General features: G+C 74.2%; 16 protein-coding genes. 6 read left to right on the forward strand and 10 right to left on the reverse strand.

The window, feature by feature from the left end; all coding sequences use genetic code 11:
* Positions 1-548: RICIN domain-containing protein (locus SNE206_RS35070; protein WP_407917618.1), on the reverse strand; the 548-nt coding region annotated here is incomplete at its 3' end.
* Between the two features lie 63 nt (positions 549-611).
* Entirely contained in the window at positions 612-2,096 is a 1,485-nt protein-coding gene (locus SNE206_RS35075; protein ID WP_407917619.1) for a pectinesterase family protein, read from the reverse strand.
* Positions 2,097-2,501: 405 nt separating this feature from the next.
* Here SNE206_RS35075 and SNE206_RS35080 point away from each other — a divergent pair, with 405 nt between their 5' ends.
* The 3 genes from SNE206_RS35080 to SNE206_RS35090 all read left to right on the forward strand — a co-directional run bounded on the left by SNE206_RS35080 (position 2,502) and on the right by SNE206_RS35090 (position 6,072).
* Positions 2,502-4,697: a sigma-70 family RNA polymerase sigma factor gene (locus SNE206_RS35080; RefSeq protein WP_407917620.1), complete on the forward strand. Its 2,196-nt coding sequence runs from the start codon at positions 2,502-2,504 to the stop codon at positions 4,695-4,697.
* 153 nt (positions 4,698-4,850) lie between these two features.
* Positions 4,851-5,591 carry a hypothetical protein gene (locus SNE206_RS35085; RefSeq protein ID WP_407917621.1) on the forward strand — a complete coding sequence of 247 codons (741 nt, stop codon included), beginning with the start codon at positions 4,851-4,853 and terminating at the stop codon, positions 5,589-5,591.
* A gap of 127 nt (positions 5,592-5,718) precedes the next feature.
* Positions 5,719-6,072: a VOC family protein gene (locus SNE206_RS35090; RefSeq protein ID WP_407917622.1), complete on the forward strand. Its 354-nt coding sequence runs from the start codon at positions 5,719-5,721 to the stop codon at positions 6,070-6,072.
* A gap of 8 nt (positions 6,073-6,080) precedes the next feature.
* On the opposite strand, the gene SNE206_RS35095 is transcribed toward SNE206_RS35090, so the two are convergent.
* Positions 6,081-8,171, reverse strand: a complete 2,091-nt coding sequence (locus SNE206_RS35095) for a heavy metal translocating P-type ATPase (protein WP_407917623.1) — start codon at positions 8,169-8,171, stop codon at positions 6,081-6,083.
* A gap of 91 nt (positions 8,172-8,262) precedes the next feature.
* On the opposite strand from SNE206_RS35095, the gene SNE206_RS35100 reads away from it, so the two are divergent.
* Positions 8,263-8,652, forward strand: coding sequence for an ArsR/SmtB family transcription factor (locus SNE206_RS35100; RefSeq protein ID WP_407917624.1), 390 nt, complete (start codon positions 8,263-8,265; stop codon positions 8,650-8,652).
* A gap of 73 nt (positions 8,653-8,725) precedes the next feature.
* Here the strand turns inward: SNE206_RS35100 and SNE206_RS35105 are convergent, their stop codons facing one another.
* Positions 8,726-10,258, reverse strand: coding sequence for an amino acid permease (locus tag SNE206_RS35105; protein ID WP_407917625.1), 1,533 nt, complete (start codon positions 10,256-10,258; stop codon positions 8,726-8,728).
* Between the two features lie 262 nt (positions 10,259-10,520).
* Positions 10,521-11,690, reverse strand: coding sequence for an ROK family protein (locus SNE206_RS35110; RefSeq protein WP_407917626.1), 1,170 nt, complete (start codon positions 11,688-11,690; stop codon positions 10,521-10,523).
* Positions 11,691-11,747: 57 nt separating this feature from the next.
* On the opposite strand from SNE206_RS35110, the gene SNE206_RS35115 reads away from it, so the two are divergent.
* Entirely contained in the window at positions 11,748-12,821 is a 1,074-nt protein-coding gene (locus tag SNE206_RS35115) for a Gfo/Idh/MocA family oxidoreductase (RefSeq protein ID WP_407917627.1), read from the forward strand.
* Positions 12,818-13,288 (forward strand): heme-degrading domain-containing protein, encoded by a 471-nt coding sequence (locus SNE206_RS35120; protein ID WP_407917628.1) that lies wholly within the window; start codon positions 12,818-12,820, stop codon positions 13,286-13,288. Before SNE206_RS35115 ends, SNE206_RS35120 begins: the two co-directional genes overlap by 4 nt.
* A 203-nt stretch (positions 13,289-13,491) precedes the next feature.
* Here the strand turns inward: SNE206_RS35120 and SNE206_RS35125 are convergent, their stop codons facing one another.
* From SNE206_RS35125 to SNE206_RS35145, 5 genes are all read right to left on the reverse strand, one after another.
* Positions 13,492-14,190, reverse strand: coding sequence for a class I SAM-dependent methyltransferase (locus tag SNE206_RS35125; RefSeq protein WP_407917629.1), 699 nt, complete (start codon positions 14,188-14,190; stop codon positions 13,492-13,494).
* Between the two features lie 199 nt (positions 14,191-14,389).
* A complete protein-coding gene (locus tag SNE206_RS35130; protein WP_407917630.1) occupies positions 14,390-15,001 on the reverse strand; it encodes a dihydrofolate reductase family protein in 612 nt (203 codons plus the stop codon).
* A gap of 199 nt (positions 15,002-15,200) precedes the next feature.
* Positions 15,201-16,091 (reverse strand): NAD-dependent protein deacetylase, encoded by an 891-nt coding sequence (locus SNE206_RS35135; RefSeq protein WP_407917631.1) that lies wholly within the window; start codon positions 16,089-16,091, stop codon positions 15,201-15,203.
* Between the two features lie 217 nt (positions 16,092-16,308).
* The gene (locus SNE206_RS35140) at positions 16,309-16,479 is read right to left on the reverse strand and encodes a hydrophobic protein (protein WP_407917632.1); all 171 of its coding nucleotides are present in this window, start codon (positions 16,477-16,479) and stop codon (positions 16,309-16,311) included.
* A 198-nt stretch (positions 16,480-16,677) separates the two neighbouring features.
* Positions 16,678-17,106: an ATP-binding protein gene (locus tag SNE206_RS35145; RefSeq protein WP_407917633.1), complete on the reverse strand. Its 429-nt coding sequence runs from the start codon at positions 17,104-17,106 to the stop codon at positions 16,678-16,680.
* Between the last annotated feature and the right edge of the window lie 59 nt (positions 17,107-17,165).

Genomic DNA, 17,165 nt, shown 5'->3' on the forward strand with positions numbered 1-17,165 from the left:
ACGGGTTTGAAGGCCCATTGCTTGTTGGTGTTGGCGGTGCAGGTTTCCTGGATGACGGCGGTGCCGTTGGTGGTGGAGGCGTTCTGGTCGCTGATGCAGAGGCCGTTGCCGGCGTTGACGATCTGGAAGGTGTTGGTGCCGCTGGGGGTGAGGGTCCAGAGCTGGTTGGTCTGGGTGCTGACGCAGCCCCACTGCTGGAGCTGGGTGCCGCTGGTGGTGGAGGCGGCGGGGACGTCGATGCACTTCTTGCTGTGGACGTTGACGAGTTGGTAGCGGCCGGAGCCTGCGGGGGTGAGGGTGAACTGCTGCCAGTCGGAGTCGGCGGTGCAGTTCCACTGCTGGAGGAGGGCGCCGTTGGCGGTGGAGGCGGCGGGGACGTCGATGCACTTGCCGCTCTTGGTGACGGCGAGCTGGTAGGTACCGGCGGCCGGCAGCGTGGCCGCGCCTGCGGGTGCCGCGGTGAGGCCCAGGACGGCGGCGCCCACGGCGAGCAGCAGAGCCGCCAGCAGACTCAGCGGCCGGTGTGCGCGGTGCTTCCTACGGGTCACGATGGTCCTTCCGATGGGTGGGTGGGGGATGGTTCGGGCGTGGCGGGGGCTTGCGTGGCGGCGTCAGCCGACCGGGTTCCACCCGTCGCTGCCGGCCAGGTACTTCTGCGGCGTGTACGCCGCCGCCTGGGCGTCCGTGAGCTGCGGACGGTTGCCGTTGACCACGGCGCCCGCGCCGGTGTTCCGGTACTCGAAGTACCGGGCGTTCTGCCAGGTGCTGGTCGACATGTTCGTCCACGGCTGCGCGGTGGCGATCGTGGCGGAGAGCGAGGACTCGCGGTACACGACCTGCGCGTCCTGCCGCCACGGACGGCCGAGCTGGGTGGTGTTGGCGGTCGCCCCGGTGATCGTCGACCTGTAGAACAGGAAGCCGTACGCGCGGGCCGCCGGGGTGCTCGCCGCCGTGATCGGGCCGCCGGTGGTCCGCTTCTCGTAGATGCGGCAGTTGTCGAAGACGGCGACGCCGCCGCCGTAGACGAAGTCCACCGTGCCCTCGACGTAGGAGTTCACGGCGTACACCCGTGCGCTCTCGTTGACGAGGAAGGTGTCCTGGTCGCCGAGCAGCCGCACGTTGTCCAGCAGCGCGCGGTCCGAGTCGAGGTACAGCGCCAGCGCCTGGTCGCCGGTGTCGGAGCTGTTCTCGTCGAAGTCGTTGCTCAGCGTCAGGTTGGTCGCGGTGAAGTCGTGCCCCTGGGCGACGACGGTCGCGCTGCCGGACGTGCCGTACGTACCGGCGTTGCGGTTGTTGACGATCACCACGTCACCGGGCGCACCCCCGAGGCCCTGCAGCGTGACGTACGGCTTGGTCGACGGGACGGTCACCTTCTCCCGGTACGTGCCCGGCTTGATCGTGATGACGACCCGGCTCGCGTTGCCGGTGCCGACCGCGTCCACCGCCGCCTGCACGGTCGTGTACCGGCCGGTGCCGTCCTGGGCGACCGTGGCCGCGGCGGTCGTGCCGACGGGTTTGAAGGCCCATTGCTTGTTGGTGTTGGCGGTGCAGGTTTCCTGGATGACGGCGGTGCCGTTGGTGGTGGAGGCGTTCTGGTCGCTGATGCAGAGGCCGTTGCCGGCGTTGACGATCTGGAAGGTGTTGGTGCCGCTGGGGGTGAGGGTCCAGAGCTGGTTGGTCTGGGTGCTGACGCAGCCCCATTGCTGGAGCTGGGTGCCGCTGGTGGTGGTGGCGGCGGGGACGTCGATGCACTTCTTGCTGTGGACGTTGACGAGTTGGTAGCGGCCGGAGCCTGCGGGGGTGAGGGTGAACTGCTGCCAGTCGGAGTCGGGGGTGCAGTTCCACTGCTGGAGGAGGGCGCCGTTGGCGGTGGAGGCGGCGGGGACGTCGATGCACTTGCCGCTCTTGGTGACGGCGAGCTGGTAGGTACCGGCGGCCGGCAGCGTGGCGGCGCCTGCGTGCTGGGCTCCGGCGCCGAGCACGACGCCGCAGACCGCCGGCAGCAGGGCGGCGAGCAGGGTCAGCGGCCGGCGCCGGGCGCGGTCGTGGCGCGGACGCGCCTGGACGGGTACCCGGCCGGTGGTGGTTCCGGACACAGGTGCTCCTCTCGGGTGGGGGACGGGGCACGCCCGACCGCCGTGGGGCGGGGCCGGACGGACACCGTGGTCGTCCGCCGCCCGGACGGGCAGCGGCACCCCTTGTAGACGGAGGGGCGCCGCACGGATGACAGAAAATTCCGAAGATTTTCTGCCGGGCCGCCACCGGCCACCGTCCGGGGCCGTCACCCGGTCGCCGCGGAGGCCGCCGCCGGGGTCGCCGTCCGGCCCACCGCCCGGGTCGCCGGACGCGGCATCAGGGAGCGCCGCTTTACTGCCGTGTGGCGCCGTGTCAGGATGCGGCTCCGCAGTCATGGCCATGCCCGGGTGTCAGCGTGTCGCGTCCCTGGGTTCCCCGCGTCGTCGCCTCGTGCTCCCGCCGAGGCACAGGGCAGGAGATCTCCGGTGCTCACGGGCAACCCGCACGACACGGCGCAGGACGTCGCCGTTCTGGTCCGTGCCGCACAGGGCGGCGACGACCGGGCACTGAACCACCTGGTGGCACTCCACCTGCCCCTGGTCTACAACATCGTCGGCCGCGCCCTGCGGGCCACCGCGGACGTCGACGACCTCGTGCAGGAGACCATGCTGCGGGCCGTCCGCGGCCTGCCGTCGCTGCGCGAACCGGACCGGTTCCGCTCCTGGCTGGTCGCCATCGCCTACCGGCAGCTCCAGCAGCACGCACGCCGCCGGACCGCCGAGACACCCCACCGCTACGACGTCGCGGACGTGCCCGACCCCACCACCGACTTCGCCGAGCGCACCGTCGCCGAACTCGTCCTCACCGGGCAGCGGCGCGAACTCGCCCGTGCCGTGGACTGGCTGGACCCGGCGGACCGGCGCCTGCTCGCGCTCTGGTGGCAGGAGGTGTCCGGCCACCTCACCCGCACCGAGACCGCCGCCGCCCTGGCGCTCGACCCCGGGCACACCGCCGTCCGGCTGCGCCGCATGAAGGCCCAGCTGGAGGCCGCCCGCACCGTGGTGCGCGCCCTGGACGCGGTGCCCCGCTGTCCCGCACTCGCCGCCGTCACCCAGGGGTGGGACGGCAGCACCACCCCGGTGTGGCGCAAGCGGCTGACCCGCCACACCCGGGACTGCGCGTCGTGCGGCGCGCACCGCGGCGGACTCGTCGCACCGGAGAAGCTGCTGCCCGGCATCGGCGTGCTGGTGGTGCCGAACTCCCTGCTGGACGGCGTGCCGTGGAGCGCCCAGGCGGCCGCGACGGCCGGCCACTCCGCACTGTTCGAACGGTTCGGTGCGGCCGCGCACCACGTCGCCGCCCGGCCGGTCGCCGCCGGAGCCGCCGCGGCCGTCGCCGCGGCCGTCGCGCTGACCTGCGTGCTCGCCCCGTGGACGGGCCCCGCGCCGCACGGCGGCCCACCGGCCGCAGCGGCGAGCACCGCGCCGGGTGCCGTCCCGTCCGCACCGTCCGCCGCACCGTCCGCCGACCCGCCCCCGCCGTCGGCCGCCGGACCCTCGCCGTCGGCGGCGGCACCCCAGCGCGGCAGCGGTGTGACGGTGGCCGACCTCTACGTGGCACCGGACGGATCGGACTCCGGCGACGGCAGCCTCGCGCACCCGTACGCGACGCTCGGCAAAGCCGTGTCGGCCGTCCGGCCGGGCGGCACGATCGCCCTGCGCGGCGGCACCTACCGGATGACCGGGCCGGTCTCCATCACCACCGACGGCACCGCCGACCGGCCCATCATGCTCAGCAACTACCGCGACGAACAGCCCGTCCTCGACGCCTCCGGGATACCCGCCGCCTCCTGGGCGATCACCCAGCAGACGGGCTGGTGGACGGTGCAGGGCCTCGAACTCCTCGGCTCCGCCAGCCACGCCTACGTCTGCCGCTCCTGCCACCACACCGTCTTCCGGCGGCTGTCCTTCCACGACAACGCCAGGTCGGGGCTCACCCTGCGGGACGCGGGCACCGAGGCCAACGCCGTCCTCGACAGCGACTTCTTCCACAACCACGACGACGCCGCGCACGGCGGGGCAGGCATCGGACTGGGCATCACCTTCGGCGCCGGCCAGGGCAACGTCGTCCGCGGCTGCCGCTTCCACGGCAACGCCACGGACGGCCTGGACCTGGGCGGGTTCACCAGCCCCGTGACGGTCGAGAGCAACTGGTCGTACGGCAACGGCGTGAACCGCTGGCAGGTCGCCGACTGGCGCGGCGCAGGCAACGGCTTCACGCTGGGCGGCGGCAACGGCCGTGCCGCGGTGGCCCACCGCGTCGTCAACAACGCGGCCTGGGACAACACCGGGCTCGGGTTCAACGACGAGGGCAACCCGGGCGGGATCCGGCTCACCCGTAACACCGCCTACCGCAACGGCGTGCGGGGCTTCTTCCTGCCCGACGCCGACGCGACCGCCACCGGCAACGCCGCCGTCGGCAACGGACGCGACACCACCCTCGGCACGGGCGTGCAGTCCGACGGGAACACCTGGGACACCGGTACGGCAGGCACCGGCCTCTTCGCCACCACCGACCCGGCCACGGCCGAAGCCCCCCGGCCCGCCGGCGGCGGCCTGCCGAGGACGACCTTCCTCGTCACCCGCACCGGCCAGGGCGCCACCATGACCACGCGGCTCTGACCCCGGCCACCGCGGGTGCGGGGCGCGGGTGCGGGGCGTGGGGTGCGGGGTGCGGGGCCGTGGGCTCGGGCGTGCCTCGGCAACACGCTGTTGAGGGGGCGTTTATCGGCCGCCGCGACAGTGGAGGCACACCACCTCCCGAGGAGCACACCCATGAGACCCCGCACGCTCGCCGGCCGCCTGGCCGCCGCCACCGCCCTCACCGCCGCCGCGGTCCTGCCGCTCGCCGCGCCCGCGTCGGCGCAGTCGGTCTGCGACAGCCCCGCCCCGCCGGCCTGGTGCACCGACCCCGGCGAGCCCGCGAACGACCCGTACGGCGAACTCGCCTCCGCGACCCGCGTCCCCGGCGGCATCAAGGTCGCCGGGTGGGCCCACGACGAGGACGGCGGCCCGGTGAAGGTCCGCATCACCGTCGGCGGCACCACCGTCGCCACCCTCACCGCCGACGGCTCCGGCGGCGAGGCGTTCTCCGGGGTGGTCGTCGTGCCCACCGCCACCGGCGCGGTGTGCGCCACCGCGGTCAACGTCGGCTCCGGCAGCAACACGTCGATCGGCTGCTCCCCGCTCGCCGTCGGGCACGACCCGATCGGCTCGATGGACTCCTGGTCGGTGCAGGGACAGTCGATCGTCGTCAACGGCTGGGCCCTCGACCCGGACTCCACCGGCCCCGCCCAGGTCTACATCGAGTACGCCGGCGGCACGTACGGCCCCTTCCGGGCCGACCGGTCCCGCCCGGACGTCGGCGCGGCCTACCCGGGCTACGGCGACCTCCACGGCTACCAGGCCGTCTTCACCCCGCCGGTGATGTACGGCTGCAACAACTACCTCTTCGTCAAGGCCGTGAACACCGCGGCGGGCGCCGACGCGACCGTCGGCGGCTGGTTCTGCTCCTGACACCGCTGCCCGGCCGCGCGGCTGCGCCCCACGGCCACGGCCGACGGGTTCCGCCGCGACCCGGGACGGCGCGCGCGGGACGGCGTGCGCGGCGGGTGCCTGCGGTCCTTCCTGGCAGGATGGCGCCATGGAACGTGTGCTCGGAATCGGCGGATACTTCGTGCGGTCCGCGGACCCGGCGGCCCTGGGCGCCTGGTACCGCGAGTGCCTGGGCCTGGACGCCGACGACAACGGCCTGTGGCGTCAGGAGGCCGGGGCGACGGTGTTCGCGGCCTTCGCGTCCGGAACCGACTACTTCGGCTCCCCCGCGCAGCAGACCATGCTCAACTTCCGTGTCCGCGACCTGGACGCGATGCTCGCGCAACTGCGCGCCAGGGGCGCGGACGTGGCCGAGGAGACCCAGGACATGGAGGGCGTCGGCCGCTTCGGCTGGGTCACCGATCCCGAGGGCAACCGCGTCGAGCTGTGGCAGCCCGGCTGACGACGCCGTCACACAGCCCGGTGAGGAGCCGGTGAGGAGCCGGTCCAGGCGCGCTCGCGCAGCAGCCGCAGGCCGTTCAGGCCGACGATGACGGTGGAGCCTTCGTGGCCGGCGACGCCGAGCGGCAGCGGGAGCGTGCCGAACAGGTCCCAGGCCGTCAGGGCGAGGACGAAGGACCCGGCGATGACCAGGTTCTGGACGACGAGACGGCGCGCCCTGCGGGAGAGGGCCACGGTGGCGGGGACGGCGGCGAGTTCGTCGCGGACGACGACGGCGTCTGCGGTCTCCAGCGCGAGGTCGGATCCCACCGTGCCCATCGCGATGCCCGTGTGGGCGGCGGCCAGGGCCGGGGCGTCGTTGACGCCGTCGCCGACCACGAGCACCCGGCGGCCCCGGGCCTCCCACTCCCTGACCGCGGCCACCTTGTCCTGCGGGAGCAGACCGGCGCGGACGTCGGTGATGCCGACCAGACCGGCGAGCCGGCGGGCGGCATGCCCGTTGTCACCGGTCAGCAGGACCGCGGGGCGGCCGGCCAGTCCGGTGAGTGCCGTCACGGTGGCCTTCGCGTCGGGGCGGAGCCGGTCGGCGATGCCCAGCACCCCGACCGGGTCGCCGTCGCGCAGGACGAGGACGGCGGTGCGGCCCTCGCCCTCCAGCGCCTGCACCGTGTCATCGGTCTCCGTGTCGCCGGTCTCTGTGCTGCCGGTCTCCGTGTCGCCGGTCTCCGTGCTGCCGGTCGCCGTGCTGCCGGCTTCCGGGCCTCCGGGCCGGGCACCGCTGACCGCCAGGGCGCCGGTGGAGGCGAGGCGGTCCGGGGAACCGACCCTGACGGTGTGTCCGCCCACGGTGGCGGTGATCCCCTGACCGGGTACGGAGGTGAAGGCGGACGCCTCGGCGAGGACGAGTCCGCGGTCGCGGGCGGCCCGGACGACGGCTCGGGCGAGGGGGTGCTCACTGGGGTGTTCGGCCGCCGCCGCCAGCGCCAGCAGTCCGTCGGCGTCCAGGCCGGAACCGGACCGGGGGCGGACGTCGGTGACGCGTGGGGTGCCTTCGGTCAGGGTGCCGGTCTTGTCGAGGGCGACCGCGTCGATCCGGCCCAGGCGTTCCATCACGACGGCGGACTTCACGAGGACGCCGTGGCGGCCTGCGTTGGCGATCGCCGAGAGCAGCGGCGGCATCGTGGACAGCACCACGGCGCACGGTGAGGCGACGATCATGAAGGCCATCGCCCGGAGCAGGGCGGGCTGGACGGCGGAACCGAGGGCGAGCGGGACGGCGAAGACGGTCAGCGTGGCGACGACCATGCCGATCGAGTACCGCTGCTCGATCTTCTCGATGAACAGCTGGGTGGGGGCCTTGGTCCTGGAGGCCTCCTCGACCATGGTCACGATCCGGGCGATCACCGAGTCCGCCGGGTCGCGTCCGACCCGGACGTGCAGGGCGCCGGTGCCGTTCACGGTGCCGGCGAACACCTCGTCCCCGGGCTGCTTCGCCACCGGCAGCGGCTCGCCGGTGATGGTGGCCTGGTCGACGTCGCCGGAGCCGTCGAGGACCAGGCCGTCGGCGCCGATCCGCTCGCCGGGTCGCACCAGGATCGTGTCACCGACCGTCAGGGAGCCGGCGGGGACGCCCTCCTCCCCGCCGTCCGGCAGGATCCGGGTCGCGGTGGCCGGCGCGAGGTCGAGCAGGCCGCGTACCGAGTCGGCCGTGCGCGCCGTCGCGACGGCCTCCAGGGCGCCGGAGGTGGCGAAGATGACGATGAGCAGCGCGCCGTCGAGGACCTGGCCGACGGCGGCTGCGCCGAGCGCGGCCACCACCATCAGCAGGTCCACGTCCAGGGTCCTGTCCCGCACGGCCCGCAGGCCCTCCCGTCCCGGCTCCCAGCCGCCGGCGAGGTAGACGGCGGCGTACAGCGAGGCCCGGAGCCAGGCCGGGCCCCCGAGGACGTCCAGGGGGAGGGCGATCAGGAACAGCACCAGCGCGGCCAGCGCCCACCGGGCCTCCGGCAGGGCCAGGATCCGCGTACGCCGCCGGGAGGGCGCCGGGCGCGATGCTGCGGCGGCGGCCTGCGCGGGCCGCCGGTCCAGGACGGAAGGCATGACGGAACAACCCTTCGCGGGCGGGTGGGAACGCGTCCACCATACAGGAACATATGAACAGGTCTTCATGTGTCGTAGGTATGATGGTCCGATGGGTCATGGAACCGGCACCGCCAGCAGAGCCTCCATCCGCGAGCGCCTCGACGCCGTCGGCACCGCCGACGTCGCCGCCACCCTCCAGGCCCTGGCCACCCCCTCGCGGCTGTACATCCTGGCCCGCCTCCAGGAGGGCCCCTGCTCGGTCGGCGACCTCGCCGACGCCGTCGGCATGGAAGCCTCGGCCTGCTCCCACCAGCTGCGCCTGCTGCGCAACCTCGGCCTGGTCACCGGCGAGCGCCACGGACGCTCGATCGTCTACGCCCTCCACGACGACCATGTCGCCGAGCTCCTCGACCAGGCGCTCCACCACGTCGAACACCTGAGGGCCGGGATCCGCGACACCCCCGCGGCCGAGACCCGGGAGACGCCGCCCGGCCGGTAGCCGGTGACCGGCCGTCACCCCACACCGCCCGTCGGCCCGTCCGCCCCCGTCAGCCCGTCAGCCCGTCAGCCCGTCAGCCCTGGCCGGGCGTCCCGGTCCGGTCCCGGTCCGGGGTGCCGATCCGGCTGTGGGACCGCCCGTAGAAGGCGTAGACGGCCACGCCGAGCACCATCCAGACCAGGAACCGCCACCAGGTCGCGACCGGCAGGTTGATCATCAGCCAGAGGCTCGCCAGCACCGAGAGCACCGGCAGCGCGGGCACCCACGGGCAGCGGAACGAGCGGGGCAGGTCCGGCCGGGTCCTGCGGAGCACCACGACCCCGATCGAGACCACCACGAAGGCGAACAGCGTGCCGATGTTGACCAGCTCGGACAGCTCCTCCAGCGGGATCAGCCCGGCCAGCACCGCCACCACCGCACCCAGCAGCACGATCGCCCTCGACGGCGTCCCGAACCTCGGGTCGACGGTGGAGAAGGTGCGCGGCAGGAGCCCGTCGCGGCTCATCGCGAAGAACACCCGGCTCTGACCGAGCAGCAGGATCATCGTGACCGAGGTGAGGCCCGCGACCGCCCCGACGTTGATGATGCCGGCGAACGCATCCTGGCCGACCGCCTTGAACGCGTCCGACAGCGGCGCGTCGTCCGACAGCTCGGTGTACTTCTGCATGCCCGTCACGACGATCGAGACGGCCATGTAGAGCACGGTGCAGATCAGCAGCGACCCGATGATGCCGCGCGGCACGTCGCGCTGCGGGTTGCGGGTCTCCTCGGCGGCCGTCGCCACCACGTCGAAGCCGATGAAGGCGAAGAAGACCACCGCGGCGGCCGTGAAGATGCCCATCACCCCGAAGTCCGTCGGGGTGTAGCCGAAGATCGCCTCGACGAGCGGCGCCGCACCGCCCGACGTCTCCTCCACCGCCCGGGCCGGGGGGACGAACGGCGCGTAGTTGTCGGCCTTGAGGAAGAACAGCCCGGCCACGACGACGATCAGCACCACGAGCACCTTGATGCCGACGATGACCCGGGTGACCTCGGCGGAGAGGTGCATGCCGGCCAGGATCACCGCGGTCAGCACCACGACCAGCAGGGTCGCCGGGAGGTTGAAGCTCCACCCGCCGGTCGACGCGCCGGAGATCGCGTGGGGCAGGGTCACCCCGGCGCTCTCCAGCAGCGACTGCACGTAGCCCGACCAGCCGACCGCCACCACCGCCGCGCCGAGTGCCAGCTCCAGCACCAGGTCCCAGCCGATGATCCAGGCCGGCAGCTCGCCGATCGTGGCGAAGGCGAACGTGTAGGCCGACCCCGCCACCGGGACGGTGGAGGCCAGCTCGGCGTAGCAGAGCGCCGCGAGGGCGCACACCACGCCGGCGACGGCGAACGACAGTGCGACGGCCGGCCCCGCGTGGTTCTTCGCGGCGGTGCCGGTCAGGACGAAGATGCCGGTGCCGATGATGACACCGACGCCGAACACGGTCAGGTCGAGCGCGGAGAGCGAGCGGCGGAGCGCGTGCTCCGGCTCCTCGGTGTCGGCGATCGACTGCTCGACGGGCTTGGTCCGGACGAGGCTGCGCAGCAGCTGCCGTCCGGGTCGGGGCTCGCTGGTCATCCGGGCCTCCTGGCGTTGTCCGCGTGACGCGTACCCCGCCGGGACGCCCGCACGCGGTGCCGTGGCCCGGCTGCGGCCGAAAACCCCACGAACGGCCCTGGTGGAGCGTCCCGGAGGCGTCGCCCGCCGGCTTCCGGGGCCGGTCCGGGGCCGGTCCGGGAAACGGTGTCGATCCGGCCGGGTGCGGTGGTCGGGTGCGGTGGCCCGCTCCCCGGGGGTGGCCGGGGTCTCGGGTGGAGGGTCCGCCGGGTCCGGGGCGGCGTCAGCCGAAGACGCGCGCCAGGACCAGCCCGGCGGCGCCGAGGGCGACGGCGTCCGGGCCGGACGGGGCGACGGAGACGGTGACGGCCTGCCAGGCGGGATCGGGCAGACGGGCGGTGAGGACGCGGCGGATCTCGGTGAGGTAGACGTCCGGGGCGTCCAGGACCTCGCGGCCGCCGAGGACGATCTCGTCCAGGTCGAGGAGCCGGACGAGGTTGGCGAGGGCCTCGCCGAGGACGCCGGCCGCCTCCGCGGGCGTGGCCGCGGCGGCCCAGAGCGCCTCGACGCAGCCGGTGCTGCCGCAGCGGCAGCGGGGGCCCGCGGGGTCGAGGACCTGGTGGCCGAACTCGCCGGCGTTGGTCCGGGCGCCGCGCTGCACCGCGCCGCCCAGGACGAGGCCCGCGCCGAGTCCCTGGTCGAGGTGGACGAAGGCCCGGTTCGGTGAGCCGAGACCGCTGAGCACGCCCGCGGTGCTGTCCTTCTCGACGATCCCGGGCAGGCCGAGCCGCCGGGTGATCTCGTCGCGGAGCGGAAGCCCGTCCCAGGCCCGCATGCCGGTGACCTGGTGCAGGACCCCCGCGTGCTGGTCGAGCGGGCCGGGCAGCGCCACGCCGACACCGAGGACGTCGGCCCGCGGCAGGCCGGCGAGGAGCAGACCGACCTGCCCGGCCAGCAGGTCGAGCACGCGGGCCGGACCCCAGGCGGCGAGGTCGATCGGCAGCCGGCGGACCGCGGCGGCCCGCCCGGTCAGGTCCGCGCGGAGCACGGTGAGCGTGTCGCGGCCGAGCTGGACGCCGACGGCCCAGCGCGCCTCGGGCACGAGGGACAGCAGGGTGGGCGGTTTCCCGCCGGTCGACACGCCGCGGTGCGCCTCCACGAGCAGGCCGTCGCCGGTCAGCCGGTGCACGATCTTGCTGATGGCCTGCGCGGTCAGACCGGACTCGCGGGCGAGCTCGACCCTGCTGGTCCCCGCCGCGCCGGCGGCCCGGACCAGGGCCAGTACCGCGGCCGCGTTGTGGTCCCTGAGCGTGGAGAGGTTCGCGCCGGAAGGCGCGATGGGCGCAGGGCCCGGTCCGGCCGCCCGGTCCGGCGCGGCGGAGGTGCCCGGGGAGAGGTCCGGGGAGGGGCCCGGCGGGGGGCCTGCTGCGGGATCGGGGGAGCGGGAGGTCACGGATCGATTATGCGACACGCTTGCGACTTAATCCACACTGTTGTTTAACTGGACCCCATGGCAAACAGCACTCCGAACACCCCCTCGGCCGCGCCGTTCCGCGTCGGCCTGATCGGCTACGGGCTCGCGGGCTCCGTCTTCCACGCGCCCCTCATCGCGACCACCCCCGGGCTGCACCTGGACGCCGTCGTCACCACGGACCCGGAACGGCGCGAGCAGGCCGCGGCCCGGTACCCCGGGGTGCAGCTGCTCTCCTCCGCCGACGAGCTGTGGCCGCTCGGCCTCGACCTGGTGGTCGTCGCCTCGCCCAACCGCACCCACATCCCCCTCGCCACCGCCGCGCTCCGGGCCGGCGTCCCGGTCGTCGTCGACAAGCCGCTGGCCGCGACGGCCGCCGAGGGCGCGGCGCTGGCCGACCTCGCCGAGTCGCGCGGCCTGCTGCTGAGCGTCTTCCAGAACCGGCGCTGGGACGGCGACTTCCTGACCGTCGGCGAGCTCGTCCGGTCGGGCAAGCTGGGCCGGGTGCACCGCTTCGAGTCGCGGTTCGAGCGCTGGCGGCCCCAGCTCAAGGGCGGCTGGCGCGAACTCGGCGATCCCGCCGAGGCCGGAGGCCTCCTCTACGACCTGGGCAGCCACCTGGTCGACCAGGCACTCACGCTCTTCGGCCCGGCCGTGTCCGTCTACGCCGAGCTGGACGTACGCCGTGACGGTGCGGCCGTCGACGACGACTCCTTCGTCGCGCTCACCCACGCCGGCGGCACCCGCTCCCACCTGTGGATGAGCGCGGCCGCCGCCGACCTCGGCCCGCGCTTCCGGGTGCTGGGCAGCGAGGCCGCCTACACGAGCCGTGGCCTCGACGGCCAGGAGGACGCCCTCCGGGCGGGACGCACGCCCGCCGACGAGGGATGGGGCCACACCCCGGAGTCCGCGTACGGACAGCTGGGCACGGTGGACGGCGCGGTCGCCCACCCCACCCTGCCCGGTGCCTACCAGAGCTACTACGCGGGCGTCGTGGACGCCCTGCACGGCCGCGCCCCTGCGCCGGTCGAGGCGCGCGACGCCGTCTCCGCCCTCACCGTGCTGGAGGCGGCGAGCCGCTCCGCCGCCGAGGGCCGGACGGTGCAGCTGTGACGACCACCGCCGAGCTCGTCGAGCAGGAACTCCGCCTGCAGTTCACCCGCTTCACCAACGAGGACGCCTGGCGGCTCGGCTGCCTGCTGGTGGAACTCGCCCGGGAACGCGAACTGCCCGTCACCGTCGACATCCGCCGCGGTGAGCAGCAGCTCTTCCACTTCGCCATGCCCGGCACCAGCGCGGACAACGACGCCTGGATCGAGCGGAAGACCCGCGTGGTGCGGCGGTACGGGTCCAGCTCCTACCTCGTCGGCCAGCGCTTCCGCGACGCGGGCGGCACCTTCGAGGAGAAGTCCCGCCTCGACCCCGACCGCTACGCGGCCCACGGCGGCGCCTTCCCGATCGTCGTCGCGCACGTGGGACCGGTCGGCACCGTCGCGATCTCCGGCCTGCCGCAGCTGGACGACCACAAGCTGGTGGTCGAAGGGCTGGAACGCTACCTGGAGGCCGACCTGCCGGGGTGAACCGACGGGCCTGCCCGGCGACCGGAAGCGGTGGGGCCCCGGCCCCGCGGGCCGGGGGCGCGCCCACGGGGGCCGGCGGGGGGCCCGCACCCGGCCCGCGTGCCCCCCCGGCCGGGGGGGCGGGCCCCCCACGCTTCGGTCCCGTGAGGGCTCACCGATCGCCGATCGCCGATCGCCGCCCTCGCCATGCGACAGCCGGGGTCCTACTGCTCGTGGCGCCGACGGGCGAGGTGGACCGTGAGGTCGGCGGCAACCCGGACCGTCCCGGGCAGGACCTGCAGGATCCGCTCGAAGACCTGCTGCCGCTCCGGGGCCGGCAGCACGAGGTAGGCCGAGATGGTCGAGAGCTGCCCGACGTAGTCGCGGGCACTCATCGTCAGACGCCGTTCGACCGAGGACTGCTGAACGTCGGTGAACCACTCGGACCGTCGGAGCTCCGTACCCGGCCACTGCATGGCGTGCCCCGGAGGCGTGCCGTCCGGGGACGGCACCTCGTCGCTCTCCAGGAAAGGCGCGCGCGCCGCGCGGACGGCCTCCTCCACGGCGGGGTCGGTCAGCTGGACCGGCCCACCGAACGAGGCGAACACGCCCCCCGGCTCCAACAGCCCGGCCATGCGGGACCACCGGCCCTCCGGACTCGTCCAGTGCAGCGCCGCCGCGGCGAAGACCAGCCCGTACCTCTCGCCGGGCCGCAGGTCCTCGAACGCGGCCTGCACCGTCCTGACACCTGCCGGAACGTGCCTGCGCAGTACGGCGAGCATCGCACCGTCGGGCTCGGTCGCGGTGACCGCGACCCCCTGCCCGGCGAACAGACGGGTCGCCTTGCCCGTCCCCGCACCGATTTCGAGGGCCGTCCGCACCGGCCGACCCGCGTACGCCGTCACCCGGTCGAAAAGCTCCACGGGATACCCCGGCCGGAACCGCTCGTACGCATCCGCCATTGTTCCGAAGCTCAGTGCGCGACCAGACATACCGAGCATCCTGGCACGAGCCGCACCCCCGCGGCCCGCGGCCGACGGCGTCGCCGACAGCCAAGACACCCGGACGATCCGGGAACCCGGCGTCGGTCGGCCCGGCCCGGCCCTGTGCCTGCGTGAACGCCTACGCGTCGGCGCCGTACGTCCCGTACTCCGGAAGGCCCGTCGACTCGTAGACGTGCACCGCGACTCCGCGCGGCGTGGTCTCGCTGTGCAGCAGGCGCAGCCCGGCCGCGGTGCCGCCGTCCGGGAACAGGCGTCGTCCGCTGCCCACGACCACGGGGGCGATCGCGAGCCGCAGTTCGTCGATCAGGCCGGCAGCCAGCAGGGACCGGCCGAGCCGGGCGCTGCCGTGGATCTGGAGCTCACGGCCGGGCTGCCGCTTCAACTCGGCGACCTGGGCGGGGACGTCGCCGGAGAGGATCGTCGTCGGGTTCCATCCTGCGGTGGTCAGGCTCCGGGAGGCGACGTACTTCGGCAAGCCGTTCAGGATGCGGGCGTTGGGGTGGTCGCCCATCTCCGGCCAGTCCCGGGCGAAGTTCTCGTAGGTGCGTCGGCCGAACAGGAACGCGTCCGCCGTGCCGAGCCAGGTGGCGGCCAGCCGTTCGAACGCCTCGTCCAGGTGAGGGACGAACCAGCCGCCCCGGGCGAACCCGTCGCTGGTGTCCTCGTCCGGGGATCCGGGCCCCTGGGAGACGCCGTCCACCGACAGGAACTGCTGCAGCACCAGCCTCATCGCGCACCACTCCTCTCGCGTGGACAGGGAGGGATCCGTCCCCGCCCTTCAGTCTTTCCCCTTCAGGCTTCCGCGGCGCGCGGGAACGCCGGACTGCCGGGCACGACCGGAGCACCGAGCGGTCGTGGTGCATGCGCGGAACCACGCGGCGATCGCCGTGGTCGACCGGGGCCGTCGTGCAGGGGGACGGGTGGGTCGGTCACCGGGTGGTCGGGGCCGCGCCCAGGTGCTCCGCCAGGGCGGTCAGGGTCGCGCCGAGGGGCAGCGAGACCGTGGCCGTGGCGAAGGCGTCGCCACGGGTCGCGCCCTGGTTGACGATCGCGACGGGGGTGCCGTTCCGTGCCGCGCGGCGGACGAACCGCAGGCCCGACATGACGGTGAGGGACGACCCGAGCACCAGGAGCGCGCGGGCGGCGTCGACCAGGTCGAAGCAGCGCTCGACACGGGGCTTCGGGACGCTCTCGCCGAAGAAGACCACGTCCGGTTTGAGGATCCCGCCGCACGCCGCGCACGGGGCGATGCGGAAGTTCTCCACGAGCGCGTCCGGCAGTTCGACGTCGCCGTCCGGGTTGACGTGGGCGCCGGTGTCCCGCGCGGCGCCGTTCAGCGCGCTCAGCCGCACGTCGAGGTCCTCGCGCGGGCTGGTGCGCCCGCACCCCAGGCAGATGACGCGGTCGAGCCCGCCGTGCAGTTCCACGGCGTCGGGGGTGCCGGCCGCGCGGTGCAGGCCGTCGACGTTCTGGGTGATCACGGCCGTCACGTGTCCGGACCGGCGCAGTTCCTCGACGGCCCGGTGCCCGGCGTTCGGCTCGGCCCGCGCGATCGTCCGCCACCCGGCGTGACTGCGCGCCCAGTACCGGCGGCGGCTCTCCTCGCTGCCCACGAAGTCCTGGTACGTCATGGGCGGCTGGCGGCGCCGGCTTCCGGTGGCACCGCGGTAGTCGGGGATGCCGGACTCGGTCGACAGCCCGGCCCCGCTGAGTACGGCCACGCCGCGCCCGGCCAGCAGCCGTCGGACCTCCTCCAGGCCGGCGGTCCGCGGTGCGGGGCCGTCGTGGGTGTGTCCGTCGGGCAGCGGAGGGATCTGCATACCGACAGGGTAGAACGCCCGCTGCCGGTCCTCGGCCCGGGCCGCCGCCCTCGGCCGTCCGGCTCCGGACGCTCCTCCGCGACGGGTGGGCTGGCCGTGGCCGTGCGTCCGGGGGGGGATCCCCCGTCGGCGCGCCGGAAAGGCCGCCGGGCCGGTGCCACCGCGGACATCGGCGGTGCACCGGCCCGGCGGCCGTCACGGTGAGGCGTTACCGGCGTTACCAGCGGTACCAGCGGCCGCGCGAGCCGCCGGCGTTGGTGCCGCGGGCGACGAAACCGACCAGCCAGAGGACGAGGACGATGACGGCTATCCACCACAGCGCCTTGACGGCGAAGCCGAGGCCGAACAGCAGGACGGCGAGCAGCAGGACGAGGACGAGAGGAAGCACAGGAACTCCTTGCAGGTCGTGATCGTGTGACGGAGGTTCTGCTGCCCTCACCGAGCCGTGACATGCGCAGGAATCTTCGGCGGGGTCCGGGGCAGACGCTGCGCCCGCAGGCGCCCGGGGGCAGTCCCGGGGGCAGGCGCAGGCACGTTCACGCCGTGGTGGGCGCGGGGTCCGTCAGGCCGAGGGCCCGGTGTCCGGTCAGGCTGCCGGGCCGCCGGCCGCCGCGGATTCCTGGTGAGGCACGGGCGCCTGCTGCCGGGCGGTCCACAGCGCGCGGACGGTCTTGCCGCCCTCCGCGTGCGGGAGGACGTCCAGCCGGGTGGTGAGGCGTTCGGCGAGGTGCCAGCCCATGCCGCCGCCGCCCGTGAGGTCCGGGGGGCGCGGCTGCGGGATCCGCGGGCTGCGGTCGACGACGTCGGCGACGAGGCGGTCCGGGAACACGGCCAGCGCCAGCCGCCAGCCGCCGGCGGCATGGCGCACCGAGTTGGTCAGGAGCTCGGAGATCACCATCAGCACGGCCTCCTCGTCGGCCCACGCGCAGTGGGCGCGCAGGTGGGCGGCGGCCGCCCGTCTGGCCTGGGCCAGGGTGTGGGAGACGGAATCGGCAGTGACCACTTCCTCCTGCATGGCCGTTTCCCTTCTGTCCGTGCTGTCCGTGCTGTCCGCGCCGGCCGTGGTGTCCGGTC

The organism is Kitasatospora sp. NE20-6 (genome assembly GCF_045862635.1).